Source organism: Bradyrhizobium sp. RDI18 (assembly GCF_043203335.1).
Classification (GTDB): Bacteria; Pseudomonadota; Alphaproteobacteria; order Rhizobiales; family Xanthobacteraceae; genus Bradyrhizobium; species Bradyrhizobium retamae.
The window spans coordinates 6,439,851-6,459,096 of sequence record NZ_JBICRN010000008.1; the positions used below are offsets into that span (position 1 = coordinate 6,439,851).

Here is a 19,246-nt window from a genome sequence, read left to right on the forward strand (position 1 = left end):
CTATCCCCGTCCGAGCGCGGTTGCAATTTTGAGCCGCATGGCGTTGAGCGCCGGGATGATCCCGGTGATCAGCCCCAGCGCGATCATCAGCGCCAGCCCCTGCAGAGCTATGGTCGGCGATACGGCAAAACCGGGCACGACGTTGGCGAGGCTGTTGCGCAGCGCCATGGCGATCAGCGCCGCGATCGCCAGTCCGGGAATTCCGCCGAGCAGCGCCAGCAGTACGGATTCGCCGAGTACCATCGTTAGGATTCGCGGGCCTGAAAATCCGAGCGTCTTCAGTACGCCGATCTCGCGGGTGCGCTCCCGGATCGACAGCGCCATCGTGTTGCCGACGATCATCAGGATGGTGACGAAGGCGGCGCCGACCACCAGCAACACGATCAGCGCGATGTTGCCGAACTGCGCCGCAAAGGCCTTGCCGAAGGCCTTTTCAGTATCGGTCGAGGTCTCGGCGGTGGAATTGGCGAACATCGCGTCGATGGCCTTGGCCACGCGATCGTTGTTTTCGGGGGAGGTGGTCTGGAGGATCATCCAGCCGATGGTGTCTTTTCCGAAACTGCGGGTCTCGTCGAAATAGGCGTACTGGAACAGGAGGAAGTTGGTGTCGACATGCTGGGCCTTGCCCTTGACGATACCGGCAATGGTGAGATCCCAGGTATGGCCGCCGCTCTTCTGGCTGAAGATGTTGCTATTAAGAGGAATGCGATCGCCGACCTTCCAACCCGACTTCTGCGCCAGGCTTTCGCCGACCACCGCGCTGCCGCGGTCCCGCATGAACGCCTGAAGCTGCTCGGGCGGAACCTCGAATTCGCTGCGATAGACGTCGAAATAGGTGTTCGGCTCGACCGCCAGCGCCATGATGAAGTTCTTCGGGTCCTGATAATAGCCGCCGAACCAGTTGGCGAAGGTCACCTGCCGCACCCCTTCCACCGCGCGCACGCGATTGAAATAGGCGATCGGCATCGGCTGGGTGAAGTTGATCTTGTTGACCGTGATCATCCGATCAGCGGCGGCTGCATCCTCGCCGGCGGTGAAGGCACGGTAAAATCCGGCGAGCACGCCGAAGATCATGAAGGCGATCAGGATCGACACGATCATCAGGCTCGCGCGCAATTTGCGGCGGAACAGGTTTTTCCGGACCAGGTCGAAATCGTTCACGCGGCAAGCTCCCGTTCGACGAAGCGACCCTTGTCGAGATGCAAGACGCGCTTGGCATAGTTTGCCGCCGCGGGATCGTGGGTGACCATCACGATGGTCTTGCCGAGCTCGCCATTGAGCAGTTGCAGGATCGATAAGATTTCGTCGGCGGATTGACGGTCGAGATCGCCGGTGGGTTCATCGCACAGCAACAGGTTCGGGTCCGAGACGATGGCGCGCGCAATCGCCACGCGCTGCTGCTGGCCGCCCGACATTTCGCGTGGACGATGCTTGACGCGATCGGCAAGCCCGACCACGGAAAGCGCGGTGTGAACACGCTCGGCGCGTTCTTTGCTGCGCAATTTGGTGAGCAACAGCGGCAATTCGACATTCTGCGCCGCCGTCAGCATCGGCATCAGATTGTAGAACTGGAAAATGAAGCCGATATTGGCGGCCCGCCAGGCCGCCAATTCGCCCTCGGAGAGGCCGTCGATGCGATGGTCGGCCACCGCAATCTCGCCCCCGTCGACGCGATCGATGCCGCCCAGCAGGTTGAGTAGCGTCGTCTTGCCCGAACCCGATGGCCCCATAACGGCGACGAAATCGCCGCGGGGAATCGCAAGATCGAGGTGGTCGAAAATCGAGATGGTTTCCTTTCCCTTGGTGAAACGCTTGCTTACGCCGGTAAGGCGAACCATCGGGTGTTCGGCTGTCACGTTTGTCTCCTGTCGGAAATCCTGCTGGCGCTAGTTGGCGGCGGCTTCGGCGGCGCCGTTGGCCTTGTCGTTTGCCTTGGCTTCGCGCATAAAATTCACCTTCACCGCCATATCGGGCAGGATGCGCGGGTCCTTCTTTTCGAAGCGAATACGGACCTTCACCGTGGCCTTCTCGCGGTTTGCAGTCGGCACGATCGCGATGACCGAGGCGGGAATGGTCCAGTCCGGATAGGCATCAAGCACCGCATTCACGGGACCGCCGGGGGTGACGCGGCCGATGAAGGCCTCGTTGACGTCGACCTCGATTTCGATCGGATCCATGTCGACGATGGTGCAGATGCCGGTGCGGGTGTAGCCGCCGACCGACATCGGTGAAATCATCTCGCCGGGTTGCGCGCTGCGGTCGATGACGACGCCGGCAAACGGCGCGCGGATTTGGTGCTTGTCGAGCATCGAGCCGCTGCGCTTGGCGTCGATCCTGGCGGTCTCGAGTTGCGACTGCGCCTGGCGCAATTGCGCGCTGAGGACACCGACGCGAGCCTGCGCCTTGGTCAGATCGGCCTCGGTGGCAAAGTTCTTCTGCGACAAGGTCTGTACCCGCGACATGATCCGGGTCGCATCCTCAAGATCGGCGGTGATCGCGGCGACGGCGGCATCGGCGGTCTCGACACGCGAGCGCGCCAGTTCATAGTCCCTTTCAGCCAGCACGCTGTCGAGCCGCGCGACGACTTGCCCTTCGGCCACCGTCCTGCCTTCGTCGGTGAAGACCTCGACCACCTTGCCGGTAATCTCGGCCGCAACGGTTGCCTTGCGGCGCGCCACCACATAGCCGGAAGCCGCCAGGCTGCCGGCCGCCTTGCCATTCGTTGCGGGCTGCTGAGACTGCTGCGCTTGCGGCTGTGAGGCAGGCTGCGGTGCGTTTTGCGATGTCGCCTCTTTGGGCTGGTCCTGCCTGCGCAACTCGAAGGCGGCAAAGGCCGCGAATGCGACGACGACGCAGGCGGCAACGGCCGCCGAGATCGGCAACCAGCGGCTCTTCGGTCGTTCCACCTTGTTGGCGCTGCGATCGATGGTCAGCGATCTCAGCAATTTGCTCTTGTCTTCGCGCATCGTTCATTCCATCCGGCTGCTCGCTGCAGCTTCCGCGCGGGCGACATCGTTCTCGCGCGGGCGGTCTCTCTTACAGCCGATCTACATGTCTCGCCATAGCAGCGGTCGAGCCCTCAGCCTTTTTCGTGAGGCGGCGACCCCAGCTCGGTTGTAGATCACGTTCAGCTCTCGCGCGCGCCAGGCGGCGCCGCGTTTTCGACGAGCGAATTGCGGAAATCTAAAGCCTAATGGCGATAGAAGCAATTCTTGGAACCAGCAAGAGTTGTATACGTCGCGCCGCCAATTGCGGCCGTCAGCATCGCGGATCCCTGCGTGGACGCCTATGATCCTGAAATGGCCTCAAAACCCGGCAAAATCTTGCAGTCGGAACCCGGTCATTGGACCCGCGCGTATGTTTTTCGGCGCAAGAAGACATAATGCTAGGGTTGAGGGCCCACCAGCGGGGAGGGCTTTCTTAGAACGATACTTCTGGCGCTCGCATTTGCCAATGTTCCAGGACAAGAGCTTGAGGAATCGCGGAAGCCTCATCGTGGTTGATCTGCCTATGACAAGACGCCAGCCTGTTTTGATATGGTTTGGCATACTCCTTGTAGCCCTGGTTTGGTGCGCGAGCGCGATGGCGGCGGCGGGAGCTGATCTGTATCGGGCGCAGACCGTCGTCACGGGACAGGACGAGGCCAACCGCATCATCGGCTTTGCCTCCTGTCTGGAGGACGTCCTGATCAAGGTATCCGGCGCACAGAAACTAGCAGGCGACCGTCGATTGGCGGCGTACAAATCGAACGTGAAAAGCTTCGTCAGGGCATTCAGTTATCGCGACCAGTTTTTGGGTAAGCCTATTCGTGACGAGCAGGGCACCCGTGATCGGCCCTACGACCTGACGGTCGACTTCGAGGAAAAGAAAATCGACGACATTCTCAAGGCGCTTGGTCTCAAGCCGTGGCTTTCGCATCGGCCGCGCCTGGCCGTCTTTGTCGGGATGGAGAACGGCCCGAGGAACTTTATCGTCACAGCGGACGGAGCTCAGTCCGATTTGCAGCGCGACGCGTTGCTCGCAGCCGCCTACAGGCGCGGGATGAACATCGTGCTGCCCAGCATGGCTGCGTTGGCGAAATCGGGCCTCGAAGGCGCGAAGCTCGAGACCGCGCCATCATCGACTCTGGCGCCGCTTGCGACCGAGCAGGGTGGCGAACTCGCTTTGGTCGGACATCTGGTCTGGAATGATCGCGAGCTTGGGTGGGTCACGCGTTGGCGAATGGACTGGCAAGGTCGGACGCACCGCTGGCAAATCCGCGGCGTGACTTTCGATGAGGCGTTCCGACGTGGCATCGGCGGCGCGGCCCAGATTTTATCAGACAACGGCGATCCAGGCGGCCGCGCCCGACGCTGACGGAATTGGGCCGCGGGTTAGCGAGATGGAGCTTCACCCGATCTCGATCGCCACTTTGCCGAAATGCGCGCCGCTCTCCATGTGCGCAAAAGCGTCGCTGACCTGATCGAAACTGAACGTTCTGTCGATCACCGGCTTCATGTCGTTGGTGGTGATCGCATCCACCATCGCCTGGAGATCCTCGACCGATCCGACGGTGACGCCCTGCAACCGCTGCTGTTGCATGACCATCAAGGGTAACCGCAGGTCGGACGGCGGCGGGCCGGCGAGCACGCCGATAAATGCGATCGTGCCGCCGATCCTGGTCGCCCGGATCGATTCGTTCAGCGTGCCGACCCCGCCGACCTCCACGACCAGGTCGACGCCGTGACCGCTCCACTCGCGAGCTTTCTTCCCCCAGTCGGGCGTCGTCTTGTAGTTCAAGGTAAAGTCTGCACCGAGCTGCTTGAGGCGTTCGATCTTCGCGTCGCTGGATGAGGTTGCGATGACGCGCGCGCCGCACATTTTGGCGAACTGAACTGCGAACAGGGACACGCCGCCGGTCCCCTGCGTCAGAACGGTTTGACCGGGCTTCACACCGCCGAGCTTGACGACCGCGCTCCAGGCCGTGAGCCCGGCGCAGGGAAGCGCGGCGGCTTCGATGTCGGTGAGGTGCTCCGGCGTTCGGACCAGCGCGTGCTTCGGAAAGACGCGATACTCGCAAAGGACGCCGTCGACCGCGCCGCCGAGGGCTGAGCGCATTTTTGCTTCGCTCGGTTCGCCGCCGATCCAGCTTTCGAAGAAGCTGCCGATGACGCGGTCGCCGGCTGCGAATTCCCGCACGCCCGGGCCGACCCGCTCGATGACGCCTGCACCGTCCGAAACCGGCACGAGTGGAAACTTCTGACGCGAGCCGTAACCGCCCTTGACCGTAATGAGATCGCGATAGTTCAGCGTTGCCGCCCTAAGCCGAACCAGCACCTGGCCGTCGCCGGGCTCCGGCACAGGCTTGTCCACGAGGGCAAGTCCATCGATTCCGCTCGGTCCCTGTAGTTCGTAGCACTTCAACGGAGATCTCCTTCGGCGCGGTCCGGTGAGCGCCATATTGCCGCAAATGTTCCGGTTCCGCCAACCTTGCCAGTCAGAATCGCGCGGCCATCTCGGCCAGCCGCCGATGCGCGCCTTCGCGAGCCGCCTGGATCGGTTCGAGCGGCCCCGTCGTTGGTCCGATCGGCACGAAACGCACATCGCTGACGCCGATGAACCGCAGCGCCTCACGCAGGTAGGGCGTCGCCATGTCGATGCGGCCGCGATTCATGCCGGTGACGAAGTCGCTGCCGCTTGCGAGAATGATGATTGTCGGCCGGTCCTTGAACAAAGGCAAATAGCCTTGCGCCGGGTCGAAGCGGAACGCCAGCCCGGGCTGCGTGATCACGTCGATCCATTGTTTCAGCCTATAGGGAATGCCAAAATTCCACATCGGCGTCGAGATCAGCACGCGGTCGGCGAGTGCAAAGCGGATGGCGATGCGCTCGGCGACCGCAAAGGCGTCGCGTTGTGAATCTGTGAAGGCCCGCTCATTGATGCGGGCATATTTGGCCTCCAGTACGTAGCCTTCGAATTCCGGCAGGTGATCCCGCCACAGGTTCATCACGTCGACGTCCCAGTCGGGGCGTGCCTGGCGGAAGCGGTCGACAAAGACGCGCGCGCCCGCGGAAGATTCCGAGTCCGCACGCGGCGAGCAGCTCAGGTGAAAGAGTTTTGGCATGGCCGGGCCCTGGTCATCCCAGTCCCCGGATGACCGCGTCGGCGTTGGTGACGACGGCGACGTTCTGCATGGCAAAATTGATGGAGGCGTTATGCCAGTCGGCGTTCATGGTCGAGCAGCAGTCTTCCGGCACGATCATGAAGTAGCCCTTGTCGGCGCCGGTGCGGGCGGTGTGCTCGATCGACATGTTGGTCCAGGCGCCGGTGTTGATGATCATGTCGCGGCCGGTCGCCTTGAGGATGGTTTCCAGCCTCGTGCCTTCCCAGGCGCTCATGCGCATCTTCTCGACCACGAAATCGCCGGCGCGCGGCTCAAGCCCCGGCACCGGTGCGGCGCCCCAGCTTCCGCGCACCATTGCGCCGCTATCGACCAGGCCTTCGAACAGCGGCGCGTTGAGCGTGACGCCGGGCGCGCCCGGTTCGACGATGAACCAGACATGGATGATGACGACGCCCCGCGCCCGCGCGGCCTCGGCAAGGCGGCGGACATTGTCGACCACCCGCTGCTGGCGCGCATGGACGGGCGAGCCGGAATCGGCGAACGCACCGCCCTCCATGATCACATCGTTCTGCAAATCCTGAATGATCATGGCGCAGCGGCGCGGATCGAGCTGCATGTCGCCGCCGGCCAATTGAGGTGACGCAGGTGCGGCGGAAACGGTATCAGGACCAGTTGAAGCTCGCCCGCTCATATAGGGCTCGTGGCGCGGTCCGGCCTTGACCGGAATCGCATAGACCGAATGGGTGGCGGTCAGATAGAGCGTGCGAAACTCGGGTCCGCCCCAGGTGAGATTGGCGACGAGTTCGGGCACGCGCACCTTGCCGAGCAACTCGCCTGATGGCGAATAGACCCAGACACCGCCGGGCGCCGTGACCCAGACATTGCCGCGCTGGTCGCACTTCATGCCGTCGGGCAGGCCGGGCTCGAGCTCGGAACGGATGCCGCTGGCGAAGACGCGCGCGTTGGCGAGCGAGCCATCAGTTTCGACGTCGAAGACGCGGATCAGCGCCTGCGTGGTGTCGTTGACGTAAAGCAGGCGCTCGTCGGGCGAGAAACAAAGGCCGTTCGGCTGATCGAACATGTGCCGATCGACCACGAGTTTCGGTGGGCCCCGCCGGGCGGCACGCGAAAAACGCCCTGAAACCCGAGCTGGCGCGGCCGCTCGACGCCGTAGACCGGCATGCGGCCGTACCAGGGATCGCTGAAATAGATCGCGCCGCTCGAATGCACGCAGACGTCGTTCGGGCTGTTGAGCTCCTGATTCTCGAAATGCGAGGCAATCACCTCGCGCCTTCCGTCGGAGCGCTCGCGGATCAATGACGAGGTGGCGTGCTCGCAGACGATCAAATTGAGCCCGGCGTCATACGTCATGCCGTTGCATTTGTTGGAGGGGCGCTTGACCTCGACGACACCGCGCTTCGCATCCCACCGCCGGCGCACGTCGGCCGGCATATCCGAAAACAGCAGATACTGATGAATCGGATGCCAGATCGGCCCTTCCGTGAATTCGAAACCGGTGCCGACCTGGCCGACCGGCGCATAGGGGTCGATCAACGTTTCGAATTCCGGGCGCAGCGTGACATGCGTCATCGGTCCGTCCTTTCAGCGCTCAGGCCGGAAACCAATTGCGTTGCGGCAGACTCTGCACCACCGGCCCAGGCACCTGGTCGTGCAGCCGGCCCACCACCATGCCGCCTTCGATCTTGGCCGGCCGGTCGTGGACCGGGAGCAGGTAGCGCGAATTGCTCAGGAGCTTTTTGATGGCCGCCTTCTCCGCCCGCTTGCTGGTACCGTGATTGCCTGTTGTGCGCGGTTCCCAGTCGTGAATCTCATGGAAGGGCGTGACGATCTGGTCGTTGAAGTCGTAGATCACATCGCCGCAGATGGTGGCGATGCCGTCGGCGGTATGAACGTGGATGTTCATCGAGCCTTCGGTGTGGGCGTTGGCGGCATCGCAATAGACGCCCGGCATCAGTTCAATCGGGCCGGTCACCTCGAGATCGAGGAAACGCAGCGCGCTCTTGGTGTGCAGGCGGTCGATCAGGTGCTTGATATCGGGCGCCGGATATTGCGGATGCATCAACCCGGAAACGGAGTATTCCAGCTCCTTGCGGTTGAGCACGACCGTCGTGTTCATCGGAAACAAATCGTCCTTGCCGGCGTGGTCGATATGCAGATGAGTGTGGCAGACGAAGCGGACGTCGCCCATGCGCACGCCGTGGCGCGCGAGCTGGTTCTCGATCATGTTCTCGTGGTATTGCAGGCCACGCATGCCCAGCGTTTCCATGATCTGGTTGGAACGGTAGCCGGTGTCGACCACGACCGGATAGGGGCCGCCGACGATCAGGAAGCCGAGCGTCAGGACGCGGCGGGTGCGGCCGCAATCGCGGCCGAGCACCAGAAAGCTCGATTCCAGTTCGATATCCCCATAGTCGAGGATCTTGATTTCAAGCGGCATATGTTCCCTCCCACGTTCCTTTAATCGCCTGATCCGCGTGCGCCGTCATCGGTCAAGCCGGTAGACACGCGTGGCAGTCGTTCGCAGAATTGCATCGCGCTGATCCGCGGCAAGCGAGGCGGTCGCGGCGAGATAGGCGTCGATCAGTTCGCGATAGCTGGTCCAAAGCTTCTCGATTGGAAAATTCGAGCCGAACAGGCAGCGCTCGGCGCCGAAGATCGCGACCGTCTCCGTGAGGACCTCGGCGATATGAGCGGGATCGTTGCGGTGGATGAAAGTGCCGAGGCCGGACAGTTTTGAGACGACGTTTGGACAAGAGGCGAGCCGGCTCATACCGGTGCGCCAGGCGGACCGGCCCTGCGGCGAAAGGTCTTCCAGCATGCCGGCGTGCTGCAGGATGAAGGTTACATCGGGACAGGCTTCAGCAAGGCTTGCCGCATCGGCCATCTGTGGCGCGAACACCTGCAGATCGAAGCTGAAGGCGTAGTCGGCAAGTCGCGCGATATTGCGCCGGATCTTGGGATCGGCGCAGAGGTCGGGCCGCGCGGCAAAACGATAGAGGGGGTTGTCGTGCCAGTGCAGTTGCATGCGCACGCCCCGCACAAGGGGATAGCGGGCCAAACGGTCGAGTTGCGGGCGGACATCGTCGACGTTGAAATCGGCGTAGGAGACGATGGCGTGCGGCCAGCCATGGTCCTTGGCGGTCTCTTGCACCCAGGCCGTTTCATCCTCGAAACGATCATTGGCCCAGTTGGTCTGTACATAGACCGAACGCGTTACGCCAGAGCCGGCGAGGTCAGCGAGATATTCCTGAATTGGATAGTCGCGCCGGATCGGCTCGTAGGGGCCGAAGATGCGCGGCTGCATCGGGCCGATGAGCCAGGGCAGGTCGGCCTGACGCCAGATGTGGTGATGGGCATCGACGATATCGGTCACGCGGCCTTCCTTTGTCCAAGCGAGAGTACATGCGAAACGATCGCAGCCGTGGATCCGCCATCGACCAGATCATCCACAAAACGGCGGATCGCGATCAGCGCTTCGGTCTGCGGCTGAAAGCCGGGGCCTGACGCCAGGGGCGTCAGCCAGCTCAGGCGCCAGGCGCTTCGCGACAATTTGGCGACGGCGTCGCGTAGCGCCGAGGGATCGCCACGTTCGAGGCCGTCGGAGAGGATGACGACGGCGGCGCCGCGCGCATAGCTGCCGAACCGCGGTACCGCCAGGAACGCCTGCAGCGCATCGCCGATGCGGGTGCCGCCGTCCCAATCGCTGACCAGATGCGCGGCGGCGAACAGCGCCTGCTCGCGGCGTTTGAGACGGAGCGCGCGCGTCACGCGGGTGAGCCTTGTGCCGAAGGTGAATACCTCGACGTGAGGGATGGCGTGCACCAGGACGTGCGCGAGCTTCATGTTGTCGTCGGTACGCTCCTTCATCGAGCCGGAGACGTCGATCAGCAGCAGCATCTTGCGCGGCCGGGCGCGTCGTTTGAGACGGCCGAGCCGCAGCACTTCGCCATCGTTGCGCACGCTCTCGCGCAAGGTTCGCCGCAGATCGGCCCAGGGACCGCGCCGGGCGCGCCGGCGCCGGTGGCCGCGGCGCCGTGGCAGCCGCGCAGGCGCCTCGCGCGACAGTTTTCGCAAGACATCGGCGGTCGCGCCCGGCGCGAAGCGGCGTTCGACCAGCGCTTCCGCGCGCGCGGCGGCAAGCCCGGATTCGTTGGCTTCATCGGCCAGCAATGTTTCGTCCTCGCCGCGTCCTTCCTCCTGCAGGCGAACCACTTCCTCATCTTCGGCGCCCGCACGATCGATCGCCTCGCTGCCGAGGAAATGGATGTCGAACAGCCGATCGTAGGTCGCGCGCCGCTCGGGTGGCGGCGCGAGCGTTGCCAATCCGGCCTGCCGAATGGCTTCGAGGCTGCGCGGACCCAGCAACTCGATGGCGGCCAGGAACGTAGTCGTCTGTTCCGGCGCCACCGCAAAGCCGTTGGCGCGCAATAGAGCGACAAAGGACACGAAGACGCCGGCAGCACGTGGCAATTGACGTTCGTCGCTCACGCGGCAGCCTCCGCAATAAGGGCGTCGAGCCGGCCGGAGATGAAGGTGAGATCCTCCTCGTCCTTCAATGCGACGCCAATCGAGCGCTTGAACGCGTCCGGCCAGCGGGCGCCGCGCGCGTGCAGCAGTGTGGCGGCTTCGGCCCAGTCCACCGCCTCGGCGATTCCAGGCGCCTTGCTGAGCGGTTCGCGCCGCAGCTTGCCGACGGCGGCGACGACGGCGCGTGCGGTGGATTCGGCGACGCTCGAAGCCCGCATCATCACGATGCGTGCCTCACGCTCTGCAGTGGGATATTCGATCCAGTGATAGACGCAGCGGCGGCGGAGCGCCTCGTGCAGGTCGCGGGTGCGGTTCGACGTCAGCACCACGACGGGACGTTCCGTCGCGCGGACCGTGCCGCGTTCAGGAATCGAAATCTGGAAGTCGGAGAGGAATTCGAGCAGGAACGCCTCGAACTCCTGGTCGGCGCGGTCGATTTCGTCGATCAGCAGCACGGTGGAGTCGGGCGCGCGCAAGGCGGCCAGCATCGGCCGTTCGATCAGAAAAGTCTCGCCATAGATATCGATGCTTTCCTCGCCCGCCTGGCGGATCGCGAGCATCTGGCGCGGATAGTTCCACTCGTAGAGCGCGGCTGATGCGTCGATGCCCTCGTAGCATTGCAGCCGGATCAGGCGGCGGCCGAGCACGGCGGCGATCGCCTTCGCCGCTTCGGTCTTGCCGACACCCGGTGCGCCCTCAAGCAGCAACGGCTTGCCGAGCGCAAGCGCGAGATAGGCTGCGGTCGCGAGGCCCTCGTCGGCCAAGTAATATGCCGTGCGCAAGGCACGTTCCAGCGCCTCCGGGCTGTCGATGCCGACGATGTTGCCGCGAACCGTCATGCCTGACCTCAGCGCCTCGCCTGCGGCCGCGCGCCGCCCTGTGCCCTGATGGCCCGCAAGACTTTTTCAGGCGTGATCGGCAATTCATCCATCCGCACGCCGACCGCGTTGAAGATGGCGTTGGCGACCGCCGGCAGCACCGGGTTGGCGCACATCTCGCCGGGGCCTTTGGCGCCGAACGGCCCGTCGGCCGCAGGGCGTTCCAGCACCGCGATATCGTGCGGGCAGGTGTCGCCGGGGCCGGGCATCAGATATTCGACGAAATCGCGCGGACCATGCGCCGGGTCGGGATAATAGGGTTCGGGTGTTTCAAACAGCGCGTGGCTGATCCCCATCCACGCGCCGCCGACGAGCTGCTGCTCCACCAGCCGCGGATTGAGCGCGCGTCCCAACTCATACGCGCTGTCCATGCGTACCATCGCGACCTCGCCGGTCTCGTCGTCGACCTCGACCTCGGCGACCAGGCAGGCGTGCGCATAGCAAGTCGCAGGCGACATTTCGCCGGTTTCGGGGTTCACCTCGGATAGCGGCACCAGAAAGATGCCGCGGCCTGAGATCGTCTTGCCCTGCTTGAACTGCGCAGCGATCGCGACATCCTTGGTGGAGATCGAGCGATGCGGCGCGCCCTTGACGTGGATGTTGCCGCGCCCGTCGGTCTCGAGATCGGCGGCATTGACCTCCAACTCCTCCGCAGCAGCCTCCATCATGACGCCGCGCGCCTCTTTCGCCGCCGCCATCACCGCATTGCCGACCCGATGCGTGCCGCGCGAGGCGAACGAGCCCATGCAATGGGGTCCGGTGTCGGAATCGGCGGTATCGACATAGACGTCCTCGACCGGCACGCCGAGCGTCTCGGCGCAGATCTGCCGCGTCACCGACTTCATGCCCTGGCCGAGATCAATCGAGGACAGCGACACCGTGAACTTGCCGCTGGGGTTGGAATGCACCAGCGCCTGGCTGGGGTCGCCGCCAAGGTTCATGCCGATCGGATAGTTGATCGAGGCGATGCCGCGTCCGCGATGCTTTGCCATGGTCAGCGCCTCCTGGTGCCGAAGACGGAAGAGAAACGGGTGGCGCCATGCGACGGCGACGGCGGCCTTGGGGGAGGGGGCGGTGCAGGAGGCGGCGGTTCATGGATCGGTGCAGGGGGCGCGCGATCATAGGTGGTCCGCTGCTGTGAAACCGCGGCGCGTTGCGGCGCGGGCTCGATCGGCGTCGGCGACACTACCGCCCGGCTGCCGCCGCCATCCTTGCGCGACGACATCCGCTTGACCTCTTCGCGAAGCGGCCATTTGGCCTTTTCGGCCGCGACCTGGACGCATTCGATCAGGGCGGTGTTCTTGGCCTCGCGCCGGTGCGCCTTCATGTCGCCGTCGCGATAGGCGTTGAGGATGCGGAACTCCATCGGATCGATGCCGACGAGATGCGCGAGCTTGTCCATCTGGCATTCGAGCGCAAAGTCCATTGCCGTGACGCCGAAACCGCGCATGGCGGTAGCAGGCGTCCGGTTGGTGAATACGCAATACACGTCGCCATGGACGTTCGGGATCGTGTAGGGGCCGGGCAGATGAGCCACGCATTTGACGACGGCGTAGCTTGAAAGTCTTGTATAGGCACCGCTGTCGAAGTAGGCGCGGATCTTGCGCGCGACGATACGACCGTCGCGCATCACGCCGTCCTTGATGTAGATGCGCTCGGCGCCGCGCGGTGAGCCGAATTGCATCTCCTCTTCGCGGCCGAGCTGATAGCGCACCGGGCGCCCGGTCAGCATCGCGCCGAGAATGGCAAGCGGCTCCGTGAGCGTATCCACCTTGCCTCCGAATCCGCCGCCGACCGTTCCTCCGATGAAGTGGAAGGTGTTGGAGGGGACGTCGAGGATCTTGGCGCAGGTATCGAGCGAGAAGAACAGCGCCTGCGTCGAGGTATAGACGACATAGCGGCCGTTGGTATCGGGGGCTGCGATCGAGCCGTTGGTCTCGGTCGGTGCATGCTCGATCGGCGACATCTGATAGCGCTGCTCGAGCACATGGTCGGCCTCGGCAAAGCCGCGCTCGACGTCGCCGAAGCGCAGCTTCTGGTGATCGTAGACGTCGTGGTAGACGAATGTGTTCTTGGGGTAAGTCTCGTTGACGACGGGCGCGCCTGGTTTCAGCGCCTCCTCGACGTCGAACACCGCCGGCAATGGCTCGTAGTCGACGCGCAGTTTCGCCATTGCCTCAAAGGCTTCACGCGGGCTGTCGGCGACGACGGCAACGATCGGCTCGCCCTTGTAGCGCACCTTGTCGACCGCGAGCGACGGCTCGTCGTCCTTGCCGAAGTTGATCAGACTGAGCAGCGTATTGAGATTGCGCGGCACGTCGGCTCCGCGAATGATGCGCCGAACGCCGGGCGATCGTTCCGCTTCCATCGTATCGATGCGGCGCAGGCGGGCATGGGCGTGTGGGCTGCGCAGCACCTTCAGATGCAGCATGCCCTGCAGCTTATGGTCGTCGAAATAGGTCGAGGTGCCCGTGACATGGCCGAGCATGTCCTGGCGCTGCGTGCCTTTTCCGATCTCTTTCAAATTATCGTCGCGCTCGTCGGCGAAGATGTCCTTGCGCAGTTCCAGCATGGTCGTTCCTTTAGGCGCGGGCGCGTCCGCTCGTGGCGGCGGTGAGGACGGCATTGATGATCGGCTCGTAGCCGGTGCAGCGGCAGATGTTGCCTGAGATCGCCTCGATGACCTCGGCGCGGGTCGGCGAAGGGTTGCGATCGAGCAGCGCCTTCGCGGCCATCAGCATGCCCGGCGTGCAGTATCCGCACTGCGCCGCGAATTGTTCCATGAAGGCGCGCTGCAGCGGATGCAGGTTGGGACCGTCCTTCAGCCCGTCGAGCGTTTCGACGGCGCGACCGTTCACGGTTTCTGCCAGCGTCAGGCAGGAGAGATGCAGCTCGCCGTCGATCAGCACGCTGCAGGCGCCGCAACCGCCCTGGCCGCAGCCGAACTTTGGCGTCATGTCGCCGATCAACTCGCGGAGCGCGACCAGGAGATTGACGCCGCCGTCGACGAATAGCGCGACGTCGCGGCCATTGTGACGAAATTGCAGGGCGGTCTTGGTCATGAAGGCTTACTCCAGGCCGGACAACAGGCGGCGAAGATGAACGCCGATGATCTCGCGGCGATACCAGGCGCTGCCAAGGGCATTATCTGTGGGTGACACGCCTTCGGCGGCTACCGCCGCAGCAGCGTTGATCGCCGCATCGTCAAGCGAACGTCCCTCCAGCGCCCGCTCGGCGGCCCTGGCACGAATTTGCGTCGCGGCCATCGAGCCGAGCGCAATGCGCGCACCTGAAATGCGGCCGCCGCTCGAAGGCAGGTGCGCCGCCAGCGTGATCACCGAGCCGCCCTTCGGCTTGATACGGGCGATCTTGCGATAGCGGAAGGCCTCGGCACTTGCAGGCCGCTGACACGCGATTGCCAGCACCAGCGCGCCGCTCTGCCGTTCGCGAGATTGCAGGAATTCTTCGATGGGCATGTCGCGAGCGCCAAGACCGCCCTGGACGGAGACGGTCGCGTCGAGCGCCAGCAGGGCGACGGTGAAGTCGCCGTAGGGGCTGGGCGCGAACAGATTGCCGCCCACCGTACCCATGTTGCGCACGGCCGGCCCGCCGATCGAACGCGCCGGCGCGTGCAGAAAGGCGAGTTCGCGCTCGGCCAGAATTCTCGCAAAGGTGACGCCGGCACCGATCGTGACGCGCGAGCTTGCGACGTCGATGCGGGTCAGCGCCAGGTCGGTCGCGCGCACGACGGTCGAGATCGAGACATCGCCCTCGTTGAGGGCGCGCATGACGAGCGTGCCGCCGCCGAGATAGCGCGCGTTGCGGTCGGACGACAATGCCGACGCCGCCTCGCCAAAATTCGCGAATGTCTTCACCGTGACGGGCATGGCTTCGCCTCCGCTTTCATGCGGCCTCCTTCAGGTGCCGGCGAATGGCGTCGAAGCCGGCTTGATAGATCTGTTCCGCGACCATCTGCGTCAGCCGCTCGGCGTCGGCGGGCCGCGTGGTGAACCTGGATTCCCAATGCCAAAACGTGCGGTCGCCGTCGGTGACCGGAAGCAGGCGTACATGGGCAACATAGTTGAACATCGGGATCGGCGTATCGAGCAGGCAGTAGCTAAAGGTCTGTTCGAGATCGGACAGGGCGAGCAGTTGTTCGCGCAGCTCCGAGCCGTCCTGCAGCTTGAAGCGCCGCACGCAGCCGATCTTGTCGGCGGCCTGTGCGCGCTCGATCGTGCTGGTGGCGACCTCAGGATGCCAGCGGTCGTGGCCGTTGAAATCGCGCAGCACGTTCCAGACCATGCCGGTCGGCGCGTCGAGGATCGTGCTTTTGACGATATGCGGCACGCTAGCCTCCGAAGGCACGCTTGAGCGCATCAAAACCGCCCTGGAACACGCCGGTTCCGATGTTGCTGACGAGTTCGTTCTCACGCTCGGGAGCGCAGTCGAACTCGGCCGTCCATTCCAGAAAGGTCTGGTCGCCGTCGGTCACGGGCGTCAGCCGCAGGGTAGCTACGTAGTTCTCCACGCCCATCGGGGACTCCAGGATGGAGTAGGTGCAGAACATGTCGTAGTCGGAGAGCCCGAGAGCAGCTTTTCGCGGATACGATCGCCGTTGCGCAGGCGAAAATCCCGCACGCATCCAATCTTGTCCGCGGGCTCGCCGCCCTCGATGCGGCTCTCCGCAATCGCGGGATGCCAGTTCGCCAACCCGTTGAAGTCGCGCACCCGCGCCCAGACGCGGTCGTTGCGGGCGTTGACGACAGTGGAAACGTAGACCCGGGCCATGACGCGTGCTCACCCTTTCTTGCGCGGTCCGCGTTCAGGGGCGGGTTCGCCGGGGCCGGGGACCGCAGGAGGCGCCTCGGACTTGCCTTCAAGCTTCCCTTGGCCGCCCTTACGCGCGGACTCCTGATGCCCTGCATATCGCGCGCTTCGCGAATGAGGCCGGGCATCCTGGCAAGGCTTCCGCCCTCGACGCCGATATCGGAAAGGATCGAGTCGATCAGCGGCGCCTGCACGCGGTAGCGCAGCGCCGAGTCGATCACCTCGTCGGTGGCGCTGCGACCGCCATTGCCGCCGCCGGCGCCATTGAGGCCGTCCACCTGAAGGATGCGGATGCCCTCGATCTTCTCCATAGGCTTGACGCTCTCGCGCACGATGCCCTCGATCCGGTCGAGCAGCTTGCGACGGAACAGCGAGTAGCGCGCCTGGTCGGTGAGCACGTTCTCGGCTTCGTTGAGCAACCGCTGCGCCTCGGCTTCGACCGCGGCGCGCACCCGTTCCGCATCGGCAGCGATACGGGTCTCCTCGGCCCGCTTCTCCGCCAGCAGCACCTCGACGGTCTTTTGCCGTTTGGCGATCTCGCTTTCGCGGGCGGTGACGACGCGCTCGGCCGCTTCGGTCGCCCGCACCCGCGCATCCTCGGCGGCCACCTTGGCGGCGGACTCTTCCAGCGATTTCTGGTACAGAGCGATCGCCTTTTCCATCAGCGCCGTTTCGACGTCCTTCTCGCGATTGACCTCGAGTTTCCGCAAGTCCCGCTCGCGGCCGATACGGGCTTCGTCGAGGCCGCGGTCGGCGGCGATGCGCGCCCGCTCGACTTCCTCGCGGGAAGCGATCTCGGCTTCCTGCAGCGCCTGGACACGACCGACTTCAAGCTGCTCGATCGCGCGCCGGCGTGCCAGCCGGGCGGCCTCCAGCGCCTGTTCACGCGAGACGTCCGTGGTCTCGACTTCCTTGCGCGCGTTGATCTCGGCCTGCTTGACCTGGCGATCGGCGTCGATGCGCTCGGAGCGCTTGGCGGCGAGCGCAATCACGCGCTCCTCGTCGGCGATCTCGACCGCCTTCTTCTGATCGATATTGAGCACTTCGCGAGTCCTGGACGAGGCGATACGTTCGGCTTCGAGCGCCAGCTCGACCTCGACGCGGCGCCGCTCGATGGCGTCACGCCGCTTGAGTTCGGCGGCTTCGATGGCTTCGGTGCGCTCGATCTCGAGTCCCCTTGTTTCCCGTTCGGCCCGAATACGCTGCGCGGCGACGACCTTCTCCTGGGAGATGCGGGCGGCCTCGATCGCTTCGCGCGAGGCGATGTCGGCCTCCTCGACAGCGCGGTTGCGCGCGATTTCGAGCGAGCGAACGCGCTCTTCCTGCGCGATGCGGGAGGCTTCGGTTGCCTCTCGCGCCGAGATACCGGCGACCTCGAGCGCCTGGTTGCGCTCGATTTCCAGCTTGCGCGTGGTGTGCTCGGCGGCGATCCGCTCGGCTGCGAGCGTCCGTTCGCGTGCGATCCGTGCGGCTTCCACGGCCTTCTGCGCCTCGATCTCCGCTTCCTGGATGGTACGAACCTGCTGGATCTCCAACGAGCGGGTACGCTCGTCGGACGCAATGCGTTCGACGTTGACGATCGTGGTTTGGGCGATGCGCGCTTTTTCGGTCGCCTCGCGCGCCGCGATCTCGGCTTCCTCGACCGCGCGGGTGCGCTCGATTTCGCGCCTTCGGGTTTCTTCCTCGTTGGCGATCCGCGCGTCGGTGACGGCGCGGTCCTGCTGGATGCGCGCCTTCTCGATCGCTTCGCGTGCCGTGATCTCGGCTTCCTCGACCGTCCGCGTGCGCTCGATGTCGCGCTGCCGCACCTCTCGCTCCGAGGCAATGCGGGCGGTATCGACCGCGCGCTGATTGGCGATCTTGGCCTTTTCGATCTCCTCGCGCGCCAGCAGTTCCTTTTCTTCGACGGCGCGCGTGCGCTCGATCTCGCGGTGCCTTGTTTCGCGCTCGGAGGCGATCCGCGCTTCGGCGATGGCGAGCTCGTTGGCGATGCGTGCCTTTTCGATCGCCTCGCGGGCGGCGATTTGAGCCTGCTCGGCTTCGGTCTCGCGCAACGCGCGCTCGCGCGCTACCTCGGTGCGCTGCAGCGCCCGGCGCATCTCGATATCGCGTTCCTGTTCAAGGCGGGCGGTCTCGCTCTCGCGCTCGATCTCCAATGCCTGCCGCTCGGCATCGAGGTTGCGGGCGCGGATCTTGATCATCGAATCCTGCTCGATGTCGTTGCGCAGCTTGCGCTTGGCTTCGATGTCCTCCATCAGCCGGGTGAGGCCCTCGGCGTCGAAGCGGTTCGACGGATTGAAATATTCGAGGTCGGTCTGGTCGAGATCGGTGATGGCAACCGATTCGAGTTCAAGTCCGTTCTGGGCCAGCGCTTCGGCAGCGGCAGCTTTCACTCGCGCGACATATTCGCCGCGCTGCTCGTGCATCTGCTCCATGGTCATTTCGGCGGCCACTGAACGTATGGCGGAGACGAACTTGCCGGAAAGCAGAGCGTGCAATTGCCCCGGCTCGAGCGTGCGCCGCCCGAGCGTGGCGGCGGCGATCGCGACGGCTTCACGGGTCGGCTGCACGCGCACGTAAAAATCGGCCTCGATGTCGATACGCATGCGGTCGCGGGTTATCACGGCGTCATGCTTGGCCCGCACGATACCCATCGGAAGCACGTTCATGTTGACGGGCGTGTAGTCGTGAATGAACGGCAGCACGAAGGCGCCGCCATTGATCACCACGCGCTCGCCCAAGAGACCGGTGCGGACGAAGGACACTTCCTTCGACGATCGGTGGTAGAGCCAGTTCACGATATAGACGACAATGGCGATCACGATGATCGCGACGATCAGCCAGAGGATCAATTCGCCAACCAGAGTCCCCGACATCTCTTCCTCCCTTT

15 protein-coding genes and 3 pseudogenes are annotated in these 19,246 nt (G+C 64.3%); 1 reads left to right on the top strand and 17 read right to left on the bottom strand.

Annotated elements, in window-relative coordinates; genetic code table 11:
- The 3 genes from ACFXS9_RS40130 to ACFXS9_RS40140 are packed head-to-tail and all read right to left on the bottom strand — an operon-like array spanning nucleotide 1 to nucleotide 2,966.
- Nucleotides 1–1,161 carry an ABC transporter permease gene (locus tag ACFXS9_RS40130; RefSeq protein ID WP_392698920.1) on the bottom strand — a complete coding sequence of 387 codons (1,161 nt, stop codon included), beginning with the start codon at nucleotides 1,159–1,161 and terminating at the stop codon, nucleotides 1–3.
- Complete coding sequence (locus tag ACFXS9_RS40135) at nucleotides 1,158–1,838, bottom strand: ABC transporter ATP-binding protein (RefSeq protein WP_392700269.1); 681 nt, start codon at nucleotides 1,836–1,838, stop codon at nucleotides 1,158–1,160. Before ACFXS9_RS40135 ends, ACFXS9_RS40130 begins: the two co-directional genes overlap by 4 nt.
- A 48-nt stretch (nucleotides 1,839–1,886) precedes the next feature.
- Nucleotides 1,887–2,966 carry an efflux RND transporter periplasmic adaptor subunit gene (locus ACFXS9_RS40140; RefSeq protein ID WP_392698922.1) on the bottom strand — a complete coding sequence of 360 codons (1,080 nt, stop codon included), beginning with the start codon at nucleotides 2,964–2,966 and terminating at the stop codon, nucleotides 1,887–1,889.
- Between the two features lie 487 nt (nucleotides 2,967–3,453).
- On the opposite strand from ACFXS9_RS40140, the gene ACFXS9_RS40145 reads away from it, so the two are divergent.
- On the top strand, nucleotides 3,454–4,356 hold the full coding sequence (locus ACFXS9_RS40145) for a DUF2066 domain-containing protein (protein WP_392698923.1): 903 nt from the start codon (nucleotides 3,454–3,456) through the stop codon (nucleotides 4,354–4,356).
- Nucleotides 4,357–4,389: 33 nt separating this feature from the next.
- Here the strand turns inward: ACFXS9_RS40145 and ACFXS9_RS40150 are convergent, their stop codons facing one another.
- The 14 genes and pseudogenes from ACFXS9_RS40150 to ACFXS9_RS40215 form a co-directional block, all read right to left on the bottom strand.
- Nucleotides 4,390–5,403, bottom strand: a complete 1,014-nt coding sequence (locus ACFXS9_RS40150) for an NAD(P)-dependent alcohol dehydrogenase (protein WP_392698924.1) — start codon at nucleotides 5,401–5,403, stop codon at nucleotides 4,390–4,392.
- A 73-nt stretch (nucleotides 5,404–5,476) separates the two neighbouring features.
- Entirely contained in the window at nucleotides 5,477–6,103 is a 627-nt protein-coding gene (locus tag ACFXS9_RS40155) for an FMN-dependent NADH-azoreductase (RefSeq protein ID WP_392698925.1), read from the bottom strand.
- 13 nt (nucleotides 6,104–6,116) lie between these two features.
- Nucleotides 6,117–7,693, bottom strand: a pseudogene (locus ACFXS9_RS40160) (isochorismatase family protein).
- Nucleotides 7,694–7,712: 19 nt separating this feature from the next.
- Complete coding sequence (locus ACFXS9_RS40165) at nucleotides 7,713–8,561, bottom strand: MBL fold metallo-hydrolase (protein WP_392698927.1); 849 nt, start codon at nucleotides 8,559–8,561, stop codon at nucleotides 7,713–7,715.
- Nucleotides 8,562–8,606: 45 nt separating this feature from the next.
- A complete protein-coding gene (locus ACFXS9_RS40170) occupies nucleotides 8,607–9,497 on the bottom strand; it encodes an amidohydrolase family protein (protein WP_392698928.1) in 891 nt (296 codons plus the stop codon).
- Nucleotides 9,494–10,612, bottom strand: coding sequence for a VWA domain-containing protein (locus ACFXS9_RS40175; RefSeq protein ID WP_392698929.1), 1,119 nt, complete (start codon nucleotides 10,610–10,612; stop codon nucleotides 9,494–9,496). Before ACFXS9_RS40175 ends, ACFXS9_RS40170 begins: the two co-directional genes overlap by 4 nt.
- On the bottom strand, nucleotides 10,609–11,490 hold the full coding sequence (locus ACFXS9_RS40180; RefSeq protein ID WP_392698930.1) for an AAA family ATPase: 882 nt from the start codon (nucleotides 11,488–11,490) through the stop codon (nucleotides 10,609–10,611). The genes ACFXS9_RS40175 and ACFXS9_RS40180 overlap by 4 nt, the downstream gene beginning before the upstream one ends.
- Nucleotides 11,491–11,498: 8 nt before the next feature.
- Complete coding sequence (locus tag ACFXS9_RS40185; RefSeq protein WP_392698932.1) at nucleotides 11,499–12,521, bottom strand: xanthine dehydrogenase family protein molybdopterin-binding subunit; 1,023 nt, start codon at nucleotides 12,519–12,521, stop codon at nucleotides 11,499–11,501.
- A 2-nt stretch (nucleotides 12,522–12,523) separates the two neighbouring features.
- On the bottom strand, nucleotides 12,524–14,101 hold the full coding sequence (locus tag ACFXS9_RS40190; RefSeq protein WP_392698933.1) for a xanthine dehydrogenase family protein molybdopterin-binding subunit: 1,578 nt from the start codon (nucleotides 14,099–14,101) through the stop codon (nucleotides 12,524–12,526).
- A 10-nt stretch (nucleotides 14,102–14,111) separates the two neighbouring features.
- Nucleotides 14,112–14,591: a (2Fe-2S)-binding protein gene (locus ACFXS9_RS40195; RefSeq protein ID WP_392698934.1), complete on the bottom strand. Its 480-nt coding sequence runs from the start codon at nucleotides 14,589–14,591 to the stop codon at nucleotides 14,112–14,114.
- Between the two features lie 6 nt (nucleotides 14,592–14,597).
- Complete coding sequence (locus tag ACFXS9_RS40200; protein ID WP_392698936.1) at nucleotides 14,598–15,416, bottom strand: FAD binding domain-containing protein; 819 nt, start codon at nucleotides 15,414–15,416, stop codon at nucleotides 14,598–14,600.
- Nucleotides 15,417–15,432: 16 nt separating this feature from the next.
- Entirely contained in the window at nucleotides 15,433–15,876 is a 444-nt protein-coding gene (locus ACFXS9_RS40205) for an SRPBCC family protein (protein WP_392698938.1), read from the bottom strand.
- A 1-nt stretch (nucleotide 15,877) separates the two neighbouring features.
- Nucleotides 15,878–16,317 (bottom strand): annotated as a pseudogene (locus ACFXS9_RS40210) (SRPBCC family protein).
- 9 nt (nucleotides 16,318–16,326) lie between these two features.
- Nucleotides 16,327–19,232, bottom strand: a pseudogene (locus tag ACFXS9_RS40215) (flotillin domain-containing protein).
- Nucleotides 19,233–19,246: the final 14 nt, after the last annotated feature.